This is a genomic window from Luteimonas sp. GW821-FHT14E02, from assembly GCF_058803905.1.
In genome coordinates this window covers 191,489-210,720 of record NZ_JBXAPK010000004.1, presented here as the reverse complement: position 1 = coordinate 210,720, position 19,232 = coordinate 191,489, and the positions used below count along the sequence as shown (strand labels likewise).

At 60.8% G+C, this 19,232-nt stretch carries 20 protein-coding genes; 14 read left to right on the top strand and 6 right to left on the bottom strand.

Annotated elements, in window-relative coordinates; translation table 11 throughout:
• Positions 1-64: 64 nt before the first annotated feature.
• Positions 65-2,656, bottom strand: a complete 2,592-nt coding sequence (locus AC1RNP_RS08550) for a cation-translocating P-type ATPase (RefSeq protein ID WP_493050825.1) — start codon at positions 2,654-2,656, stop codon at positions 65-67.
• Positions 2,657-2,842: 186 nt separating this feature from the next.
• Here AC1RNP_RS08550 and AC1RNP_RS08545 point away from each other — a divergent pair, with 186 nt between their 5' ends.
• Entirely contained in the window at positions 2,843-3,475 is a 633-nt protein-coding gene (locus AC1RNP_RS08545; protein ID WP_493050824.1) for a DUF2238 domain-containing protein, read from the top strand.
• Here the strand turns inward: AC1RNP_RS08545 and AC1RNP_RS08540 are convergent.
• On the bottom strand, positions 3,451-4,008 hold the full coding sequence (locus AC1RNP_RS08540; protein WP_493050823.1) for a GNAT family N-acetyltransferase: 558 nt from the start codon (positions 4,006-4,008) through the stop codon (positions 3,451-3,453). The genes AC1RNP_RS08545 and AC1RNP_RS08540 overlap by 25 nt on opposite strands.
• A 207-nt stretch (positions 4,009-4,215) precedes the next feature.
• Between AC1RNP_RS08540 and AC1RNP_RS08535 the strand changes: the two genes are divergently transcribed.
• The 3 genes from AC1RNP_RS08535 to AC1RNP_RS08525 all read left to right on the top strand — a co-directional run bounded on the left by AC1RNP_RS08535 (position 4,216) and on the right by AC1RNP_RS08525 (position 6,278).
• Positions 4,216-5,058, top strand: a complete 843-nt coding sequence (locus tag AC1RNP_RS08535; protein ID WP_493050822.1) for a universal stress protein — start codon at positions 4,216-4,218, stop codon at positions 5,056-5,058.
• 20 nt (positions 5,059-5,078) lie between these two features.
• Positions 5,079-5,957, top strand: a complete 879-nt coding sequence (locus AC1RNP_RS08530; RefSeq protein ID WP_493050821.1) for a BON domain-containing protein — start codon at positions 5,079-5,081, stop codon at positions 5,955-5,957.
• Between the two features lie 63 nt (positions 5,958-6,020).
• Positions 6,021-6,278 (top strand): DUF6868 family protein, encoded by a 258-nt coding sequence (locus AC1RNP_RS08525; RefSeq protein ID WP_493050820.1) that lies wholly within the window; start codon positions 6,021-6,023, stop codon positions 6,276-6,278.
• Here the strand turns inward: AC1RNP_RS08525 and AC1RNP_RS08520 are convergent.
• Positions 6,254-7,216 carry a LysR family transcriptional regulator gene (locus AC1RNP_RS08520; protein WP_493050819.1) on the bottom strand — a complete coding sequence of 321 codons (963 nt, stop codon included), beginning with the start codon at positions 7,214-7,216 and terminating at the stop codon, positions 6,254-6,256. The genes AC1RNP_RS08525 and AC1RNP_RS08520 overlap by 25 nt on opposite strands.
• Before the next feature lie 137 nt (positions 7,217-7,353).
• Here AC1RNP_RS08520 and mdcA point away from each other — a divergent pair, with 137 nt between their 5' ends.
• The 9 genes from mdcA (at position 7,354) to mdcH (ending at position 14,823) form a co-directional block, all read left to right on the top strand.
• Positions 7,354-9,018 carry a malonate decarboxylase subunit alpha gene (mdcA, locus tag AC1RNP_RS08515; RefSeq protein ID WP_493050818.1) on the top strand — a complete coding sequence of 555 codons (1,665 nt, stop codon included), beginning with the start codon at positions 7,354-7,356 and terminating at the stop codon, positions 9,016-9,018.
• Entirely contained in the window at positions 9,018-9,899 is an 882-nt protein-coding gene (locus AC1RNP_RS08510; RefSeq protein ID WP_493050817.1) for a triphosphoribosyl-dephospho-CoA synthase, read from the top strand. The genes mdcA and AC1RNP_RS08510 overlap by 1 nt, the downstream gene beginning before the upstream one ends.
• Positions 9,900-10,214, top strand: coding sequence for a malonate decarboxylase subunit delta (locus tag AC1RNP_RS08505; RefSeq protein ID WP_493050816.1), 315 nt, complete (start codon positions 9,900-9,902; stop codon positions 10,212-10,214).
• Positions 10,215-10,216: 2 nt separating this feature from the next.
• Positions 10,217-11,068, top strand: a complete 852-nt coding sequence (locus tag AC1RNP_RS08500) for a biotin-independent malonate decarboxylase subunit beta (protein WP_493050815.1) — start codon at positions 10,217-10,219, stop codon at positions 11,066-11,068.
• Entirely contained in the window at positions 11,065-11,892 is an 828-nt protein-coding gene (mdcE, locus tag AC1RNP_RS08495) for a biotin-independent malonate decarboxylase subunit gamma (protein WP_493050814.1), read from the top strand. Before AC1RNP_RS08500 ends, mdcE begins: the two co-directional genes overlap by 4 nt.
• A 93-nt stretch (positions 11,893-11,985) precedes the next feature.
• Positions 11,986-12,417, top strand: coding sequence for a malonate transporter subunit MadL (madL, locus tag AC1RNP_RS08490; RefSeq protein ID WP_493050813.1), 432 nt, complete (start codon positions 11,986-11,988; stop codon positions 12,415-12,417).
• Positions 12,414-13,178 (top strand): malonate transporter subunit MadM, encoded by a 765-nt coding sequence (madM, locus tag AC1RNP_RS08485; protein WP_493050812.1) that lies wholly within the window; start codon positions 12,414-12,416, stop codon positions 13,176-13,178. The genes madL and madM overlap by 4 nt, the downstream gene beginning before the upstream one ends.
• Before the next feature lie 8 nt (positions 13,179-13,186).
• The gene (locus AC1RNP_RS08480) at positions 13,187-13,888 is read left to right on the top strand and encodes a malonate decarboxylase holo-ACP synthase (RefSeq protein WP_493050811.1); all 702 of its coding nucleotides are present in this window, start codon (positions 13,187-13,189) and stop codon (positions 13,886-13,888) included.
• The gene (gene mdcH / locus AC1RNP_RS08475; protein WP_493050810.1) at positions 13,849-14,823 is read left to right on the top strand and encodes a malonate decarboxylase subunit epsilon; all 975 of its coding nucleotides are present in this window, start codon (positions 13,849-13,851) and stop codon (positions 14,821-14,823) included. The genes AC1RNP_RS08480 and mdcH overlap by 40 nt, the downstream gene beginning before the upstream one ends.
• Before the next feature lie 56 nt (positions 14,824-14,879).
• Here the strand turns inward: mdcH and AC1RNP_RS08470 are convergent, their stop codons facing one another.
• A complete protein-coding gene (locus AC1RNP_RS08470) occupies positions 14,880-15,317 on the bottom strand; it encodes a tautomerase family protein (protein WP_493050809.1) in 438 nt (145 codons plus the stop codon).
• 491 nt (positions 15,318-15,808) lie between these two features.
• Between AC1RNP_RS08470 and AC1RNP_RS08465 the strand changes: the two genes are divergently transcribed.
• Positions 15,809-16,393: a TetR/AcrR family transcriptional regulator gene (locus AC1RNP_RS08465; RefSeq protein WP_493050808.1), complete on the top strand. Its 585-nt coding sequence runs from the start codon at positions 15,809-15,811 to the stop codon at positions 16,391-16,393.
• Positions 16,394-16,558: 165 nt separating this feature from the next.
• On the opposite strand, the gene AC1RNP_RS08460 is transcribed toward AC1RNP_RS08465, so the two are convergent.
• Positions 16,559-17,173: a DUF305 domain-containing protein gene (locus tag AC1RNP_RS08460; protein ID WP_493050807.1), complete on the bottom strand. Its 615-nt coding sequence runs from the start codon at positions 17,171-17,173 to the stop codon at positions 16,559-16,561.
• A gap of 101 nt (positions 17,174-17,274) precedes the next feature.
• Entirely contained in the window at positions 17,275-18,978 is a 1,704-nt protein-coding gene (locus AC1RNP_RS08455) for an LVIVD repeat-containing protein (protein ID WP_493050806.1), read from the bottom strand.
• Between the last annotated feature and the right edge of the window lie 254 nt (positions 18,979-19,232).

The window sequence follows — 19,232 nt, the reverse complement described above, 5'->3', positions numbered from 1 at the left end:
TCCTTGCCCGCAAGTCAGATTTGATCGATATCAACCATGCTTCGAAAATGTCCGCATGACCGGGCTACAGATATCGACTCCGGATCGCACTACAGCCACGCACAATGAGAAGCGCCAATACGGGCATAAGTGCTGCGAAAAGTGCCTGAAGCGGCGTGACGGGCAGGAAGCCGAACCATGATGCCGGCACTTCCAGCATCGCGATAGCCGCCACAACCAACAGCACGGCTGATGTAAACGGCAGGAAGACAGGGTTCCTCGACATGATTCGCCACTTCCCGGCTTGCCGTGTGCGATGCAGGATGATCAGCGATACGTTGCCGACAACCAGTGCCACGAAGGCCAAGCAGGCGCTTTGACGGGACTGCAAATCCATTGCATGAGCCAGCGCATAGACCGCCACCACTGCGGCCAGGACGACCACGCCTCGCATAAGGCTTGACAGAAAGATTTGCAGGCTGATCAGCCGCGCACTCGCGGAACGCGGCGGACGTTGCATGAGATCGGCAGCGGCAGGTTCACGTTCAAGAACGATGGCGCTGGCCGGGTCAATCACCATTTCCAGCAGCACGACATGCAACGGCATCAGGATCAGGGGAAAGCCGAACAGCAACGGCAGAATCGCCAACCCGGTGATCGGCACGTGCACTGCGATCACATAGCGCGCTGCGCGACGAAGATTATCGTAGATGGATCGGCCCATTCGGATCGCCCGCACGATGGAGGCAAAATCGTCATCGAGCAGAATGATCGACGCAGCCTCCCGGGCGACATCAGTGCCCCGCCCGCCCATCGCGATGCCAACATGCGCAGCGGCCAGTGCCGGCGCATCATTGACCCCATCACCGGTCATGGCTACGACGTGACCCTGCGCCTTCAGCGCATGCACCAGCCGCAGCTTGTGTTCTGGGCGGACCCGCGCAAAGACGTCCGTTTGTGCCAATAGCGATTGCAGATGCTTGCCGTCGATATCCTCCAGCTCCGACCCGGTCACCGCCTCCGGATGCGCATCGATATCCGCGGCGATCGCGATGGCCCGGGCGGTCTCCAGATGATCCCCCGTCATCATGATCACCCGCACGCCCGCCGCGCGTGCTTCGGCAACCGCGGCAGGAACCTCCGGACGCAATGGATCGGCCAATCCCAGCAACCCACGCCAGCAGAATCGAATGCCGCCGATGGCGTCGGGCGGAGCCATGCCATGATCCGGCAACATGGCGTCCGCCGCCGCGAGAACGCGCAAGCCACGCGCCGCCATCGCCGCAGCTTGCGACAACATCCGGCTGCTTGCTTCTGGCGACAGGCCACACAATCCGGCCACGGTTTCCGGTGCGCCTTTGCAGGTCAGATAGACGTCCATCGCATGGGGACCGCGCCAGGCATTGGCATAGACCGGAAGCGCAGGCTTGACCGGATAACGCCGTAGCCACGCACCTGCCGACGAATTTTCGGGCAAGTGCTCGGCGGCGACCCGGATGGCACGATCCATCGGATCGTATCCTTCACTGTCACCGGCCAGATTGGCACAGCGGAGCAGCGCCTCGGAGGCATCATCCAGACGCTCGCCGTCATCGCATGCGATTTCCCGCTCGACGCAGACACTCGCCAGCGACATCCTGTTCCACGTGAGCGTCCCTGTCTTGTCTGTGCAAAGCACCGTGACCGCACCAAGCGCCTCGATGGCCGGTGGCCGTCGCACCAGCACCCGATGCCGTGCCATGCGCCACGCGCCCAATGCCAGGAAGACTGTGAGCACCACCGGAAATTCCTCCGGGATGTTGGCCATCGCCAGAGTGACTCCCGCCAGCAGCGCCTGCAGCACGTCGCCATGTGACACGAAATACAGCACCGCCACGAAAAGACAGGAAACGATACTCACCACGGCAAACCGGCCCACCAGTTTGCGGATCTCGCGTTGCAGCGGCGTAATCTCATCCACCGTTGCGCTCAGCGTCGCCCCGATCCTACCAAGTTCAGTCCTCGGCCCCGTCGCCGTCACTTCTGCGGTAGCGCGCCCTCGTACAACCAATGTCCCCGCCCGGATGAGGGAAGCCGATTCGTCCTTCTGCGCCTGCCTGCCAACCGGCACAGATTCGCCGGTCAACAACGACTCGTCGAGAAACAGGTCGTCGGCCGTAATCAGCTGCGCATCCGCCGGTACGCGATCTCCCTCGGCGAGCATGATCGCATCACCGACAACCAAATCAGCCGAGGGAATTGACCCCATGACACCGCCTCGCACCACGTTGGCACGAGGGCTGCTCAACTCCCGCAACGCTTGCAGCGCATGCTCGGCGCGCAATTCCTGATAGAGCGTCAACGCAACAACCAATACCACCGATAGCGAAAGAATGATGGCGTCGTGACGCTCTCCCAGCACGGCGTACAGCAACGCCGCACCGATGAGCAACGCCAACATCGGCTCACGCAGCACATCGAATAACAGTCGCGGCCAACGCCTGCGTTCGTGTTGAGGAAGTGCATTGGGCCCATCGCGAAGCAGCCTTTGCGAAGCCTCCTGGGAAGACAATCCGTTGCCATGTGCCGCATCGACAGCCGGACTCATCTCGGAAGCGACCAGGGCAGGCGCCGCATCGGCGGAATTTGCCGAATTACTGGCCGAAATGATGCAAGCATCGGCGCTGTCTACATGCATGGCGGCAATGTCCCGGGACGATGGGAAATGCTTGTAGCCGTTGCGCCCGCAAAGATTGAGGCAGATCAAGGAACTCCGCGATTACGGCAAGAATAGGAGCCCGAGCGGTGAAATTGCCCGTCGATTCGGGATACCTTCAGCGCCAACGCCAAATTTCAATCAGACATGTCCTCCCGCTACCCGACCATGCTGTTGTCGCTGTTCCTGCTCTGGTGGCTGTGGCTGGCGATCGCCCCGCTCTACCGGGAGGACTGGCTGCTGGAGAACGCCCTGGTCTTTGTCTCCCTGCCCTTGCTGATCCTGACGTATTCCAAGCTGCGCCTGTCCAACTTCGCCTATACGCTGCTATTCGTATTTTTTGCCCTGCACGCGATTGGCGCCCATTACACTTACTCGGAAGTTCCGTATCAGCAATGGAGCAAGGCGGTCCTCGGTTTCGACATAAATGATGTCTTCGGCTGGCAACGCAACCATTTCGACAGACTGGTGCATCTGAGCTACGGTTTGCTGGTGACGCCGGCGGCGATCGAAGTCCTGGACACCTATGCGCCGCAGCGTGGCATCTGGCGATTCCTGGTGCCGTGGCTGTTCATGATTTCGCACGGGACCTTATACGAGACCATCGAATGGGGCGCCGCCGAGTTCTTCGGCAGCGATCTCGGCCAGGCTTACCTGGGCACGCAAGGCGATACCTGGGATTCACAAAAAGACACGGCGTTGGCCGGTCTGGGAGCATTGATCTCCGTGATCGCCTATCGCTGGGCAGGACGGCGCCTTCCAGGAGATTTCCGGCTTCAATCATCCAAGGTGAGGGAATAGATCACTTGATGACTGTCGTCCGGATCCGGATGGCATAGAAAACCGAGATAGCCCGCCAATTCTTTCATCTCGATATTGTCGGCGAGATCCATCGACACCATCCGATGCAATCCGCGGTCCTGCGCGATCCTGATCAGATGCCGCATCAGCGAGGTTCCCAGCCCCTTGCCCTGCCAGGCATCCGCCACCACGACAGCGCATTCGCAGTTGTCACGCGTGCCATCGACCGCATAGCGACTGACGCCGACGATGCATTCCTTCTCACCCTCGCCAGTCAAGGCGACCAATGCGACATCGTTGACATAATCGATATCGGTGAGTTTTTCGACGAAAGCCTCGCTTGGACTTTCGAATTCTCCGAGAAAGCGAAAGCGCTTCGATTCCGGCGACAAGGATCGCAGAAAACGGCGTTCAGCCGCCGCATCCTGACGCCGGATCGGACGAATCAGCACCTCGCTCCCGTCATTCAGACGTTCCTTCCAGGATGGGTAATCAGGTCCAACGTAAGCGGAAGCGGGGTTGATACTGGTCATGGCAAGCTCCGGGGTTTCGACGTGCCCGCAGTATCCGAAGCGATCCCAGCCCCACCTTGACCTGAGTCAATTTCCACCAACAAAAAATGCCCGAAACGGGCGGCCGGATGGCCGGACAAGCCCTGATCAATTCACTTGATCTGGATCAGTGTTCGCCCCATGCCTCCGCTTTGTAATGCCCTGGAGCCAATCACCCAGGGAAGCGTCATGTTCAAAGATCTCCTTATCCCCATCACCGGCATGCCCGCGGACGACAATGCCCTGGATGCCGCCCTGACCCTCGCCAAAGCCTTTGAAGCCCATCTCAATGCCATCGAGGTGGTGTCCATGCCGCTTCCCATGGGCTCCCCGTGGGGCGCCATGTTCGAAAGCAGCATGAGCGATGTCTACGACGAGCAGTGCGCCAGCAGCGAAGCGCGCATGAAGGAACTCAAGGCCCGCATGGACCGGGAAGGCGTCCTGGGCGAAGCGGAAACCGTCAAAGCTTTGTTCGCTGTCGCAGACCGGGTGGCCGCGCAGCACGCACGGCGGGCCGACCTCACGATCCTTGCCGGCGCCGTTGGCGACACGCTGGAAGCGACCGCCATGCACATCTATTTCAACAGCTTGTTGTTCGAATCGGGACGACCTGTTTTGGTTGTGCCACCTGGATATCGTCTGACGGCGCTTCCCCGAAAGATTCTCGTTGCGTGGAAATCCTCGCCCGAAGCGACACGAGCATTGCACGATGCCATGCCATTCCTGCGCATGGCCGAACAGGTCGACGTACTGACCGTGAATCCAAGCGACAGCGGAGTCGCTAACGACGATGCCTCCGGTCTTGGCATCACGACCCATCTTGCGCGTCACGGCATCAAGACCACGCTCGTGCAGCGTGATAGCGGAGCGCGATCCGTGAGCGACGTTCTTCTCGATTACGCACGTGAGTCGTATGCGCATTTGATCGTTGCCGGAGGATACGGCCATTCCCGCCTGCGCGAGTGGGCGTTGGGTGGCGCCACCCGCGAACTGCTGATCGGCACCTCCCTCCCGGTGCTCTATTCGCACTGACCCATAACCTGGAAGCCATCATGTCCGCCCTCGAAAACCCCGATGATCTGTCGGTCATCGCCGACCTCCACCACCAAGCCCGCGAACTGGCGGACAGTGCGGTGGATACGTTGGTCCACGGTGGTGCCGACGTCCAACCACATCGCGGCAAGCGCCGCAACCGGATGCGAAATGCCATCACTTCGCGCCGGCCATCTCCATGGCTCCCCAAACCCGCTACGCGCTCGGTTCCCGAACGCGATGAAAGCATGGACGACGAGCGGATCCGGACCGATATCCTGAACGAACTGGATTTCGCCGAGAAGGTCGATGCAGCGGGCATTCTGGTCCGCGTGACGAACGGGGTCGTTTCCATGATCGGCCACGTGCGCAGTTATGCGGAAAAGTGCGCGGCCGAATCCGCCGCTTGGCGTGTCGGCGGCATCCGGGCGCTGGTGCCGAATCTGATGATCAACTCCGTGATGGATACGCGCCGCGACGAGACATTGGCCTTGCATGCGCTGGAAGTCATGAGCGCCAAGAGCATCAAGGGCGCCATCCATCTCACCGTACAGAACGGCTGGGTGACCCTTGAGGGAAACGCGGACTGGAATAGCGAGCGAGAGCGCGCCGAGGAAGCGCTCAGGGGGATATCCGGCGTGAATGGCGTCACCAATCATCTGACGCTGAAGACGGTTGCACAGGGCATCGAAGTCCACCGCTGCATCGAGCAGGCGCTTCGGCGCGGCGCGGAATTCGAGGCCCGCAGAATCCTGGTGCAGGCGAACGACCAGGGCTGCGTCACGCTGGAAGGCAATGTCGACTCGTGGAGCCGGCGCTACGAGATCTATCAGGCCGCTTTGGCGGCGCCGGGCGTTCGGTCCGTTGACGATCGGATCAATGTCGTCCGTTGCGGATGAGTATCGAAATCTCCTGCATATCCCGACAGCTCACGAAAAAAAGCATTTCAACAAGGCGTCGCAATGGATACTGGATACATCCCCACCATCCTGCTGTGGTGCGCCCTGGTGAACTACGGTTTTCTTCTCCTTGCATTCGCTGCATTCATTTTTGCGCACGACTCCCTTTACCGTTTACATCACCGGTGGTTTGCTCTGACCACCGCCGGATTCGATGGCTGCATCTATCTTCTGCTAGGTGCGTACAAGCTCGCCATCCTCTTCTTCCTGGTCGTGCCCTATCTCGTTTCTTGCTTTTACAGATACGTCCCTTTGTTCTGAGATGCATGGTGAAGGGCCCGGGATGGTGACGATGCAAGAGGCTGCAATGCCCTGCACTCTTCCGCCAGTGTCACCAGATGCGGATGCTGTTCGAGCCGGCGCGGCATCAGAAGCGTGATGGTCTGTCGCAGGGTGTAGCGCTCGGCCAGCGGCACCAATCGCACATGCGGATTGAAATGTCCGGCCCGCCCCGGCAGCAAACTGTAGCCAACACCGCCACCGACCAGATTGGCCAGCGAAAAGATATCGCCGACGCGCATCACCACTTCGGGCTCATATCCGGCGAACGCGAAGACACGATCGAAGCTTCCGGCGGTCGCGAATCCATCCTGGAGGCGCACGAACTTCTCCTCGCGCATGTCGTCCAGGTCAACTGACTTGCGCCGGCTGTAACGTGACGAAGCAGGCGCGGCGAGATAGATCACATCGTCGAACAATGGAATCGCGAGCAGCCGCTCGTCCGTGTTCGGTTCGCTCAATGCAATCACGGCCGCGTCCAGGCGCCCCGTGCCAAGCTGCTCCAGCAGCAGGCGGTTGGAACCCAGCGTCAGATCGACGTCGAGCGCGGAATTTCGCAGCTTCATCCGCGCCAATAATTCCGGAATGATTTGCGCGGTGAGCGAATACAGGGAACCGATCTTCAGCCGCGGCGAAACCAGGCCACCGATCTCACGCGTGCGCCGCAGCCCTTCCTCGATTCCGTCGATGGCACGCTGCGCATGATCGGCCAGCGCATACGCGGTCTGTAACGGGATCAATTTTCGGCCATCGAGCTTGAACAGCGGACAGCCGATCGCGCTTTCGAGGGAATGCAACGCACGGTGCACGCTCACCACGCTGGTGTCGAGGACTTCCGACACGCGCGCCATGTTGCCCAGCCGCATGAAGACCAGGAATACCTCGAGCTTCTTCAGGGTCAGGCCGTCTTCGATCGCCATACCGCCTCCATCCGGTCCGGGACCGCACCAATCATTAGCCTGATAGTAATGTAATTACGTCTGGATTGATTGAAGTGCGCCACGACGCAGCGCAGTGTGCCCGGGACCGACGCCGAGGCCTTCCGCTCCCAGACCGCATGGACACGCCCCTCCTCCCGCAGCAGCGCAGCTGGACCACCCGCCGGACCGCCAAACAGGAACGCCTCGCGCGTGTGCGCGGATGGGCCGACGGCATCGTGCTGCCGTCCGAACGCATCGTCGAAGCGCTCGAGACCCTGATCGCCCCCGATGACCGCGTCGTGGTCGAGGGCAACAACCAGAAACAGGCCGACTTCCTCTCGCGCAATCTCGCCAAGGTGGATCCGGCGCGCGTGCACGACCTGCACATGATCATTCCCAGCGCCGGCCGTACCGAGCACTTGGATCTGTTCGAACGCGGCATCGCCCGCAAGCTCGACTTCGCCTACGCCGGTGGCCAGAGCCTGCGCGTGGCGCAGCTGCTGGAAGACGGTGCGCTCGAAGTCGGTGCGATCCACACCTATCTCGAACTGTATTCGCGCCTGTTCATCGATCTGCGGCCGCATATCGTGCTTGCCGCCGCCTACAAGGCCGATCGTCACGGCAACCTGTACACCGGCGCCAGCACCGAGGATACCCCGACCCTGATCGAGGCCGCCGCCTTCAGCGACGGCATCGTGATCGTGCAGGTCAACGAAATCGTCGACGATCCGGCCGACCTGCCGCGCGTGGACATCCCCGGCTCATGGGTCGATTTCATCGTCGTCCCCGATCAACCGTTCTTCATCGAACCGCTGTTCACCCGCGATCCGCGCCAGATCAAGCCGGTGCAGATCCTGATGGCGATGATGGCGATCCGCGGCATCTACGAACGCCACCAGGTGCAGTCGCTCAACCATGGCATCGGCTTCAACACCGCGGCGATCGAACTGATCCTGCCTACCTACGGCGAACGCCTCGGCCTGCGCGGCAAGATCTGCCGGCACTGGGCGCTCAATCCGCATCCGACACTGATTCCCGCCATCGAAACCAGCTGGGTGGAGAGCGTGTGCTGTTTTGGCGGCGAACTCGGCATGGAGGATTACGTCGCGCAGCGGCCGGACGTGTTCTTCACCGGTCGCGACGGCTCCTTGCGCTCGAACCGCACGCTGGCGCAGTTGTGCGGACAGTTCGCCACCGACCTGTTCATCGGCGCGACGCTGCAGATGGACGGCCTCGGCAACTCCTCCACCGTGACCCACGGCCGCCTGACCGGTTTCGGCGGCGCGCCCAATCTCGGGCACGACCCGCACGGTCGCCGACACGCCTCGCCGGCATGGCTCGATCTGCGCCGCGACGACAATCCACTTGGACGCGGGCGCAAGCTGGTCGTGCAGATGGTGGAAACCTGGCAGTCCGCCAGCAAACCGACGGTGGTGGAATCACTCGACGCCATCGACGTCGGTTTCGAGGCGAAGATGCCGCTGGCACCGGTGATGATCTACGGCGATGACGTCAGCCACGTGCTCACCGAGGAAGGCATCGCCTATCTCTACAAGGCCGATTCGATCGAGCAGCGCAAGGCGATGATCGCGGCGGTGTCCGGCATCACGCCTGTCGGTTTGCACAGCGACGCGAAGACGACCGCGCAACTGCGGCGCGACGGGCTGGTCGCGTTTCCCGAGGATCTCGGCATCGATCCCAACGATGCCGACCGTTCCCTGCTCGCGGCGAAGAACATGGCCGATTTGGTGACCTGGTCCGGTGGGCTGTATCGCCCGCCGGTTCGTTTCAGGAGCTGGTGATGTCCACGCACACGTCCACCGTCTTCGAGATCACGGCCGATGCATCGCGATGGCTGGGCGAACAGGCCGTCTTGGCGTTGATCGAGGAAGCGCAACTGACCCCCAAGCCCGGACTGGTCGACCGCCGACATCGCGGCGCGCACAGCGACATGGACTATGCGCTGATGTGCCGTTCGGCGCAGGCGCTGCGTCCAATGTTTCGCCGGCTCGCCGAGACTGGCGCACGCATGCCGCTCTCCCCGACGTTACGCGCGCGCATTGGCGAGATCGGCCGTGAAGGCGAACGCGCGATGTTGTACGCCACGGGGGGCGTCAATACGCATCGCGGCGCGATCTGGGCCCTGGGCCTGCTGGTAACCGCGGCCGCCCAATCGCATGACGACACCAACCCGCAAGCGATCGCGCAACGCGCGGGCGCGCTCGCGCGCCTGCACGATCCACACGCCCCCACGCACACGGGACACAAGGGTGAACGTGCCCGCCGCGAATACGGCGTGGGCGGCGCGCGCGGACAGGCATTCGCCGGCTTTCCACATGTGATCCACCATGGCCTGCCGACACTGCAACGCGCCCGCATGCGCGGTGCGAGCGAAACCTCGGCCCGTCTGGATGCACTGCTCGCGATCATGGCGTCGCTCGACGATACCTGCGTGCTCGCGCGGGCAGGTTTGGAAGGTCTGCGCTCTGTCCAGACCGGCGCACGCCGCATCCTCGCCGAAGGCGGAACCGGAACGCTGTCCGGGCGCCGCGCATTGCAAACGCTGGACCGCGACATGCTCGCCGCCAACATCTCTCCCGGCGGCGCCGCCGATCTGCTCGCGGCGACGCTGTTGCTCGATCGTCTGGAAGCCACCGCTTCCCAATCCACATCGGAGGACTAGATGGAAACCCTCGTCTACGAATTCCCCGCTGGCCGTCCGGCACGCAGTCGTGCGCTGGCCGGCGTCGTCGCCTCGGGCGACCTCGAGGTGTTGCTCGAACCCAATGACGAGGCACGCACCACGGTGTCGATCACTACCTCCGTCAACGGCATGGAACCAACCTGGCGCGCGTTGCTGGAACGCATCTTCGAAGCCGCCGCACTGCCAGCCAGCCACATCGAGATCCACGATTTCGGCGCGACGCCAGGCGTGGTCCGTCTGCGCCTGTCGCAAGTTTTCGCCGAACTCGCGCATGGCGAAGCGCACGGAGCATGACCATGGATATTCAGGCGCTGCTCGAACGTCGCAGCTTCATCGAACTCGCCGCGCGTGCCCGTGCCCGCGCGCTTCTCGACCCACACAGCTTCCGCGAACTGGTCGGCCCATTTGAACGGCTGGTCTCGCCATGGCTGCCACGCCAAGGCATCGTGCCGCAAGCTGACGACGGCGTGGTGGTCGCGCGTGGCACGCTGCAAGGTGAGCCCGCGGTGGTGCTCGCGATCGAAGGCGCTTTCCAGGGCGGCAGCATGGGCGAAGTCTCGGCGGGCAAGATCGCCGGCAGCCTCGAACTTGCCGCCGAGGACAATCGTCGCGGCATTCCGACGCGCGCGGTGATCGTGTTCGAAACCGGCGGCGTGCGTTTGCAGGAGGCCAATCTCGGCCTGGCCGCGATCGCCGAGATCCAGTCGGCGATTGTCGATCTGCGCCGCTACCAGCCGGTGATCGGCATCAGCGCCGGACCGGTCGGCTGCTACGGCGGCATGTCGATCGCGGCCGGCTTGTGCAGCTACCTGATCGTCACGCGTGAAGCACGCCTCGGCCTGAACGGACCGGCGGTGATCGAACAGGAGGCCGGCATCGACGAGTTCGATTCGCGCGATCGATCGATGATCTGGGGATTGACCGGCGGAGAGCAACGTTATCGGACTGGCCTGGTCGATCGTCACGTGGACGATGACGTGGAAGCCGTTCGCGATGCGATGCTCGACTGCCTAGAACACGGCATCCCCGCCCACCATCGCAGCGAACGCATCGAGGATTTCCTGGCACGGCTGGCGCGTGTCGACGGCGCCACGCAGGCCGAACCTGCGGCCGTCGCCGCGCTCTATGGCCCGGAGCTTCGCGCATGAATGCCTCGCCCCGCTCAAGCAGCGCGCATCAGACCCGTGGGGCATCCTGGCTACAGGCGCTTTGCGGCAACGCACCGCAATCGCCGGACAGTTCGCGCTCCGTCTGGGTACAGGATGCTCCACTCGGCGGCGAGATGGCTCGCTTTATCACCATTGTTCCGGACGCCGACAATCCGTTCCCACGCGCACGCAATGGCGAAACTGGCCTGCTCGAAGGCTGGGAACTGGCGAAAGCGGTACGTGGCGTGATCGATGCGGATTCCGATGCGCCGTTGAAACGACCGATCGTCGCAATCGTCGATGTACCCAGCCAGGCCTACGGACATCGCGAAGAAGCTTACGGCCTGCATCAGTCGCTTGCCGCCGCCGTCGATGCTTACGCCTCCGCGCGCTTGCAAGGTCATCCGGTGATCGCACTGCTCGTCGGTCACGCCATGTCGGGTGCCCTGCTGGCCCATGGCTATCAGGCCAATCGCATCATCGCCTTCAACGACCCGCAGGTCGTCGTACATGCAATGGGCAAGGCCGCTGCCGCGCGGATCACCGCGCGCGGCATCGACGAGCTCGATGCTCTCACTGTCGACGTCCCACCGATGGCCTACGACATTCGCAGCTATGCCTCACTCGGATTGTTATGGAAGTTGATCGATGTCGCCGCACCGGACACGCCGGACGCCACCGACATCGAACACGTCGCCAGCGTTCTGCGCATGGCCTTGCACGACATCCGCCAGGATGCTTCGCGAGGCCTGGAAAGTCGCCTGCACAGCCCGCTGCGCGCGGCATCGCGCGAGGTGCGCGCACGGCTGCGCGCGGAGTGGTAAGGAGCATTTCGCAAAAGATATCTGCAGAAGATCAATAACGATTTTGGCAAGCGGCTCGCGCCGCACCGTGATGCCTTCTGGGAGGAAGAGTTCATGGCTGTCTATGGAACCACGCTACTGGCGGTCTGTTATCTGATTGGCGTGCTGCTCGGCGATCTGCTCGGCCGCCTCATCGGCGTGAAAACCAATGTCGGCGGCGTCGGTATCGCGATGCTGTTGTTGATCGCGGCGCGCCTGTTCCTGCACAAACGTGGCCTGCTGGGACGCGACACCGAATCCGGCGTCGGCTACTGGGGCGCGATGTATATCCCGGTCGTGGTCGCAATGGCCGTGCAGCAGGACGTGGTCACCGCGTTGCGCGGCGGCCCGGTGGCCCTGCTCTCCGCGATCGGCGCGGTCCTGGTCTGCGGCGCGTGCATCGCGGCGATGACACGGTTGGGGACCGACGCCACCTCGCTGCCGCCGCTGCCGGAGAAAAACTCCGCAGCCACCCAGGCTCATAACGCTGCGGCGACCTCGCCATGAACGAAACCCTCTCGAAACTGCTCGAAAGCAACGGTCTGGTCGCCGCATTCGCCGTTGTGGGTATCGTGATGTGCGTGTCGGCCAAGCTTTCGCGCTGGCTCACGTTCGGCCGCGTGCATGGCTCGGCGATCGCGATCCTGATCGGCCTGCTGCTGGCGTACTGGGGTGGCACGCGCACCGGCGGACGCCATGGGCTGGCGGATCTTTCGCAGTTCGCCGGCATCGGCCTGATGGGCGGCGCGATGCTGCGTGACTTCGCCATCGTCGCCACGGCGTTCGAGGTGCAGGTGGAAGAAGCGCGCAAGGCCGGCCTGATTGGATTCGTCGCGTTGGTGCTCGGCACGCTGCTGCCATTCCTGGTGGGTGCCACGGTCGCATACGCGTTGGGTTACGACGATGCCGTCAGCATGACCACCATCGGCGCCGGTGCGGTCACCTACATCGTCGGGCCGGTGACGGGAGCGGCGATCGGCGCCAGCTCCGACGTGATGGCACTCAGCATCGCGACAGGATTGTTGAAGGCGATTATCGTCATGATCGGCACGCCGGTCGCGGCTCGACTGCTCGGACTACGCACGCCGCGATCGGCGATGATCTTCGGTGGTCTGGCAGGAACGGTCAGCGGCGTCAGTGCCGGCCTCGCCGCCACCGATCGACGTCTCGTGCCCTACGGCACTCTCATCGCCACCTTCCATACCGGACTTGGCTGCCTGCTCGGACCTTCGCTGTTGTTCCTGGCCACCAAGGCTGTGATGAACTGATTTCTTGCATGAGCTTTCAGACGCAAGGCGATACAGCAGTCGCATGCCCGGCGTGGCACGAGAATCGTGCCGGCATCCCTTCGCCACGTCCTCACGACCTTTTATGGCTTGACGATCACGATGTTGGCCCGGGCCCCATGCCTGCGTGGGCAAATGCCGCGTGGCCCGTCGTGGTGAGGCGCGACGACAGTCGACCTGGCTTGATCGCCATCGGCATGCGTGGCCCGCATCGTCATCAACGTCATGCGAGTTACGTTCCGCCTTCGCGAGTCCGTTACTGTCTTACTCCGGAAGCATTGGCAGATGCACGCGCCTGGGAGCGGCAAGACGCTGCACTCACGCCGACGATCCGATTCGCTTTGCGCGAACTCGCCCCACTTCTCGATGCAACCCCCTGGCGTTGGGGCGTGACGGGCGGCGCCGGCTTCGCATTGGCTTGCGGTGCCACAGTCCTCAGTAACAACAGCGACCTCGATCTGCTTCTGCGTGTACCCAAAGCGACAACTCAGGAATACTTCGTGATCTTGACCGAAGCATTTGCCGCCGCCCCTATTCGCATCGATATGCAGATCGATACCGGTCGTGGAGGCTTTGCTCTGGCGGAATGGATGCGTGATGACGGCGAAATCTTGCTGAAGACCAATCATGGCCCTCGCCTCGTACGCGATCCATGGGCGGAACATCTCGATGGACCATACCCGCCGCCATGAGCGTCCTGTTCGTCTTTCCGGGCCAGGGCAGTCAGCGTCCCGGACTGCTGCACCGGCTTCCCGATTGCATCGAAACGCAGCTGACACTGCAGGAAGCAAGCCACATTCTCGGCAGGCACGTGCTCGAACTCGACGATATCGATGCATTGCGCTCGACAGTTTCCGTACAACTCTGCCTCCTGATCGCCGGCGTCACTGGCGTTCGCATCCTCGCCGCGCGAGGCGCGACCGCCGACATGATGTGCGGGCTATCGATCGGTGCATTCGCAGCCGCCGTGGGAGTCGGCGCGCTCGCCTATTCCGACGCGCTGCGATTGGTGGCCCTGCGCGCACGGCTAATGGAAGAAGCGTATCCCGATGGCTACGGCCTCACCGCGATCATTGGTCTCGACGAGCGCACGTTGGGACGCCTGATCGAGCACGTTCGAAACGAGCAGCTTCCTGTCTTTCTTGCCGGCATCAACAGCGACACACAGATGACCATCGCCGGTAGTGAAGCCGCCATGCGCGCCGTCGCGGCGCTCGCCCGAGAACACGGTGCGCGGCAATGCCTGCGTCTTGACGTCGCCGTGCCCTCGCACTGTCCCCTGTTGGCGGACGCCGCAAATTCCCTGTCGCGTGCCTTCGACGATGTCATCCTGTCGCCACCGATTTCGACCTACCTCAGCAGCAACCTCGCCAGGCCGATCTCCGATCCACGCGCGATCGCCACCGACCTGGCTCGCAACATGGCCTCGCCCGTGCGTTGGCGCGACAGCGTGCGCCTTGCACGCGAGCGCGGCGCGCGCCTGATGGTCGAGATGCCCGGAGGCGGAAGTCTGACCCGGCTCGCAACGGAAGTATTCCCCGAACGGCAGGCGGTGTCTTTCGACGACAGCCGCCTCGATACCTTGATCGCGCTGATTGAACGGGAGAGGCTGAACCAGCTAGTTTGATGTGGCTGTCAAAGGCACTCGGCGCACTCCTCCACCGCCTCAGTCTCTTGTTGATATCAGAGACCATCCATTGCGGTCTGATATGGCACTGGCCTGTTCTCTCTGATCCAGGTCTTTTCCGCATCTGTGTTTGGAAGCGGCGGCCTCATGCCCTGGATCAGCCAGATATTGAATGGTGTCTCGTCAACATGCAGTTCCCAATCGAAACCGCGTCCGACTGTGAAAGGCGTGAGAGCGATCGCCGCCATCTTGAGCCAACGTCCACGGATCTCATCATCAGGAAACTGCCGAGCAATGTGATCGACTGAGATGCGGACGAATTTTTCATTCGCCACACCACCAATGAAGAAGTTCGATCTCTCGACCTCATGAAACAGGACCCCCACGTAGAATTTTGGCAGGATCGGATAGAGCGGAACGATTGTCGATGCGATCTGCTGCTTGTCTTCGTGGCTATACGCGTCCGCGGGGTGATAAATATTCCACAACGGCATGACAGGTCCTTTCTCGGTAATCAAATGGGAAGTGCTATCTGCTCAGACTGCAAGCTTCCGTATTGGAACTGTAGTGACCAGATGAAATTTGACAAACTTGGCGAGACCAAGCCAAGAAATCTCGCGCTTGAAAGACGGTTCATTGATGAAGACCATGCTACGTTCAGACCTTGCCGCAATTCCAAGCGCCGCGGCGAGGACGTCTGACTGGGGCAATGCTCCCAGACCAAGCAGGGTTGCAGCGGCCGCTCGCCTACCGCATTGCTGGCAAGCGGCCTCAATCGCAGCGAGAGAGTCCTTGAGTCGACCGTCGTCTATGGAAATCCCTCCTTGCATACGCCAGTCGTCGGGTTGATGGATTGGCATTCGAGCATTTGCAGTCTCGCCTTGGATTTTCCCATTGCATTACATATGTAATATAATTACAGAATCCAGTCAAGTAATCCAGATATCGGCCAGACTGAGCACTCATAGCAACTGGAAACCCCAGATTGAGATACGACAAAAATCATAAAAGAGAGATCCACGATACGATCGTGCGGCAGGCAGCGGCACGCTTTCGAAAAGATGGTCTTGCGGCGGTAGGGGTTCGGCAACTGATGACCGATGCCGGCCTGACTCACGGCGGTTTCTATAGCCACTTCACATCGCGCGATGTACTTATTGGCGAGGCGATGGAGATCGCCCTCATGGAAACCTTGTCGTCGCTGACCGCTGCCGTTGCTGCGTCAAAACCCGGAAAGGGGCTAGAGGCCTTTATCGACTCTTATCTCGACCCTCGTCATTGTGCGAGACCGGACAAGGGATGTGCTGGTGCCAGCCTAGCCCCGGAGATCGCACGTGAGAATAAAACCGTGCGCAATGCATTCAATCAAGGGATTGAACGCATCGTTCTATTGCTCTCGGAACAACTTCCGTCGCATCTTGATGCTATCGAACGAAGGAATCGCGCGCATTCGATCTTCGCAATGCTGATGGGGGCCATTCAAATCGCTCGATCAGCACCCAGCCCTGCGGAAACAAACGCCATCCTATCCGCTACGCGCAAGAGCAGCCTTTTGCTGGCGCTCAATTGACACCTGGACGTCAGACCAAAATCCAGCTGCAGCATGCCTGCATGGACCTGCATTTACCAACACAGACGTTCAAACAAAGGCCCTCTCACGCCACCGCCTTCAAATCTTTCGAAGACCTCTTCCAACGAGACTTTTTCAAGCCGCCGTGAAGTGCATGCGATGTCTTCAAGGACCAAGAGAAGTCCGTTCCGCCAGCACAAAGGGAAGAGGTTTTTCACCAAGCAAGGCCAGCTGCCGGGTCATCCAGCCGATCTCCTGAGCCTGCTCGACCTGCTCCGAATAGGCAAGCGAACGCACCAGATAGGATTCGGCATTGAGCGCGGCATAGCGCAACATGGGCAATCCTCCTTGGTGATGGCGAATCATCAGCTGCAGGAACAACACATCTGCCTGCCTACCCTTGGACTGACGCAGCACCGTCATTTCCTCGACGCTAGCCAATCCCGGCATGCCACGGCTGGGACTGCATAGTGAGCGGAACTGTTCCCAGAGCACCTGATCACCCTTCCCATGCGGTGACATCCAGGCCATCGCGTAATCCCTGGGCATGGTGCTCCGCCCCCATAGTTCCAACCACCCCCGCAGCTGTCCGATCTGGACCAGCTGACTATTGATGATCGCCGCGGCAGTATTCTTTTGCTGCGGCGACGTGTTGGTACTGGCGATGCGTGCGATAGCGACTGCCTGATCGTGATGAACGATCATGGCCTGACTGAAGCCGACATCCACGCGCCCACCAGTGATTCGACCCAGGCCGGCCAGATGCAGGGCGAACGCCAAGCCCAAAGCACCTACGAAGGCGCCAAGAACAAAGACCAGTGCAAACCTCGCCCTGCGCCAATGTCTCTGGGCTAGCGGGGCAGCATCCCCTAGAACTGACATTAGTTCGCTTTGATCGGATAGACGTTATTGGTGAACTTCAACACCATCAAGCCATTATCCATGCAACTCACCCAAAGCTGATCGCTACCAACGAAACGCGGCGGTGACATGCACCAGTCTGCACTAAGATCAGTCAGACTGAGCCTGCTGCTCGCATCCGGGAGACCGGGCAAGCCTATCATCGCGAGATTGGCGTGATAGGAACCCTGCAGTGTGCTGGCTTTTATGCTCAACGAATCATTCGTCTGAGCCGGCGGGTTGAAGTAAGCAATTTCGCGTGGACTCTTGAAGTCACGAATGTCGAAGACACGGATCCCCGACTGCATGAATCCACAAGCCAGCGCGGTCGGATTCTCTGCGCGATCGACGGTGCAGTAATGGGCGTTATAGGTCCAAAAATCGTGAACGTAGTGCTTCGGAAACAAATGCAGTTTGTCCCACGCGTCGTAGCGCACTCCGAACATATCGTTTTGCGCAATCGATTCGTTCTCTTTTTTCATGATCTCCAGGTTGAAACGAACGACCTCCTTGGGGTCGGTCTCGTCGCTGATGTCGACCACGTGGATACCCATCGCGCCGGCCTCGTCAGGCGCGATGAGATACGGCTTGCCATCGTAGGTCACCGGGATGGTGTGTTGGGTGATCGTGCCGCTGACCGGCGAGTCGGCACCAAGCAACTTATCGCGCCAGAACACATTACCTTTCAGATAGATCTTCGGGATCTGTTTACGCGCCTGGATCTCGCTAACGTCAAAAATCTCTACGCCTCCGAGGAAAGTCGAAGCAAGATAGAGGCGATTGCCATCCGCATTGAGAGACATACCGTGCGTAGCCGGCAAGCCGGATAAACCGTTCCATACGACCTTCGGATGGGCCGTAGCACTCACATCGATCGCGGCAAGTGGTCCGCCGGCGTTCCCTGCTGACCAATAGGTATTCCCATCCGGACTGAAGATGCCTTCGTGACCCAGCACAAGCACTGGCTGCGTCAGATTGAGGGGCGTGGTCGCATTCGCCACCCCATTCAATAGCTTCGGGTGCGCACAATCAGAAATATCGTAAAGATCGAAGAATAGGCCGCCTTCAATAGAGGGGATGACGGCGACCGAAACGCCTGCCAGCAATTTCCGCTTTTCGTTGACTCTCAGAGATTCGCCAGTACCGCTTAACATGGCAGGACTGGTAAGCTTGGTTGACAGCCCCGGCCTGGTTGGATCGGAGGCCTCGATCACCTGTACGCCCCATTGCATGAAATTGGGATTGAGAGCACTGGTGGCGTTGTAGACACAGCTGTCACTAGAGGAATTGACAGCGATTGCACCCTGCCCCTGATACTGGCCCACCAGCTCCAAGTTACAGTTATAGCCTTGCTTGCTCCGCCCGCTGGAACGATCGATCTCGGGTACCTGCCCTTGCAAACCTGTCTCGGGATTCGATCCAAAGCCGCACGCAGCCTTGGCGGCTACCACTTTCACGACGTGAGTGTCGTCTGGCACGACAATATCCTCAAGAGCATCGAGCACAAGCCCGGTGACATTGAAGAAGCTGTTCGCGGCATCCGCGATGATGACGAGAAGATCATCGAGTAAGCTGGCTCGTGCTACGCGAGGAAACGCGAACTGCGACAACATGGCAACCAGCAGCACCGAAAGCGCCAGCTTTGGCAGATAACGCCTTTGGCGCACAGAAAATTGGAGATTCATTGATTTGCCTACTTTGATGTATGCATGTCGAATAAGGTGAGTGAGATTTTTACAATCCAGTTCTGGACTGCATGATCTTGGATCTCACCCGCCGTCTTTTTTATCGTGCATTTCGGTTTTGGCTGACGATGTCACAACCAAAGTGGCAGAACCGGCCAGCAGCCACCTGGCATGAACGGGGATTCGCGCGCATCGGTATTCGTAGCGTCGCAATGGCGTTTGTAACCACTAATGCGCGATTCCCTTCGGTATCC

What these genes read in the sequence shown, in the direction of transcription:
- AC1RNP_RS08455 (WP_493050806.1), bottom strand. Translation starts at nt 18,978, where the DNA reads ATGAATCTCCAATTTTCTGTGCGCCAAAGGCGTTATCTGCCAAAGCTG.
- AC1RNP_RS08520 (WP_493050819.1), bottom strand. Translation starts at nt 7,216, where the DNA reads ATGGCGATCGAAGACGGCCTGACCCTGAAGAAGCTCGAGGTATTCCTG.
- AC1RNP_RS08500 (WP_493050815.1), top strand. Translation starts at nt 10,217, where the DNA reads ATGGATATTCAGGCGCTGCTCGAACGTCGCAGCTTCATCGAACTCGCC.
- mdcE (WP_493050814.1), top strand. Translation starts at nt 11,065, where the DNA reads ATGAATGCCTCGCCCCGCTCAAGCAGCGCGCATCAGACCCGTGGGGCA.
- mdcH (WP_493050810.1), top strand. Translation starts at nt 13,849, where the DNA reads ATGGGCGGAACATCTCGATGGACCATACCCGCCGCCATGAGCGTCCTG.
- AC1RNP_RS08550 (WP_493050825.1), bottom strand. Translation starts at nt 2,656, where the DNA reads ATGCATGTAGACAGCGCCGATGCTTGCATCATTTCGGCCAGTAATTCG.
- AC1RNP_RS08510 (WP_493050817.1), top strand. Translation starts at nt 9,018, where the DNA reads ATGTCCACGCACACGTCCACCGTCTTCGAGATCACGGCCGATGCATCG.
- AC1RNP_RS08540 (WP_493050823.1), bottom strand. Translation starts at nt 4,008, where the DNA reads ATGACCAGTATCAACCCCGCTTCCGCTTACGTTGGACCTGATTACCCA.
- AC1RNP_RS08480 (WP_493050811.1), top strand. Translation starts at nt 13,187, where the DNA reads ATGAGCTTTCAGACGCAAGGCGATACAGCAGTCGCATGCCCGGCGTGG.
- AC1RNP_RS08525 (WP_493050820.1), top strand. Translation starts at nt 6,021, where the DNA reads ATGGATACTGGATACATCCCCACCATCCTGCTGTGGTGCGCCCTGGTG.
- AC1RNP_RS08470 (WP_493050809.1), bottom strand. Translation starts at nt 15,317, where the DNA reads ATGCCGTTGTGGAATATTTATCACCCCGCGGACGCGTATAGCCACGAA.
- madL (WP_493050813.1), top strand. Translation starts at nt 11,986, where the DNA reads ATGGCTGTCTATGGAACCACGCTACTGGCGGTCTGTTATCTGATTGGC.
- AC1RNP_RS08545 (WP_493050824.1), top strand. Translation starts at nt 2,843, where the DNA reads ATGCTGTTGTCGCTGTTCCTGCTCTGGTGGCTGTGGCTGGCGATCGCC.
- AC1RNP_RS08530 (WP_493050821.1), top strand. Translation starts at nt 5,079, where the DNA reads ATGTCCGCCCTCGAAAACCCCGATGATCTGTCGGTCATCGCCGACCTC.
- madM (WP_493050812.1), top strand. Translation starts at nt 12,414, where the DNA reads ATGAACGAAACCCTCTCGAAACTGCTCGAAAGCAACGGTCTGGTCGCC.
- mdcA (WP_493050818.1), top strand. Translation starts at nt 7,354, where the DNA reads ATGGACACGCCCCTCCTCCCGCAGCAGCGCAGCTGGACCACCCGCCGG.
- AC1RNP_RS08505 (WP_493050816.1), top strand. Translation starts at nt 9,900, where the DNA reads ATGGAAACCCTCGTCTACGAATTCCCCGCTGGCCGTCCGGCACGCAGT.
- AC1RNP_RS08535 (WP_493050822.1), top strand. Translation starts at nt 4,216, where the DNA reads ATGTTCAAAGATCTCCTTATCCCCATCACCGGCATGCCCGCGGACGAC.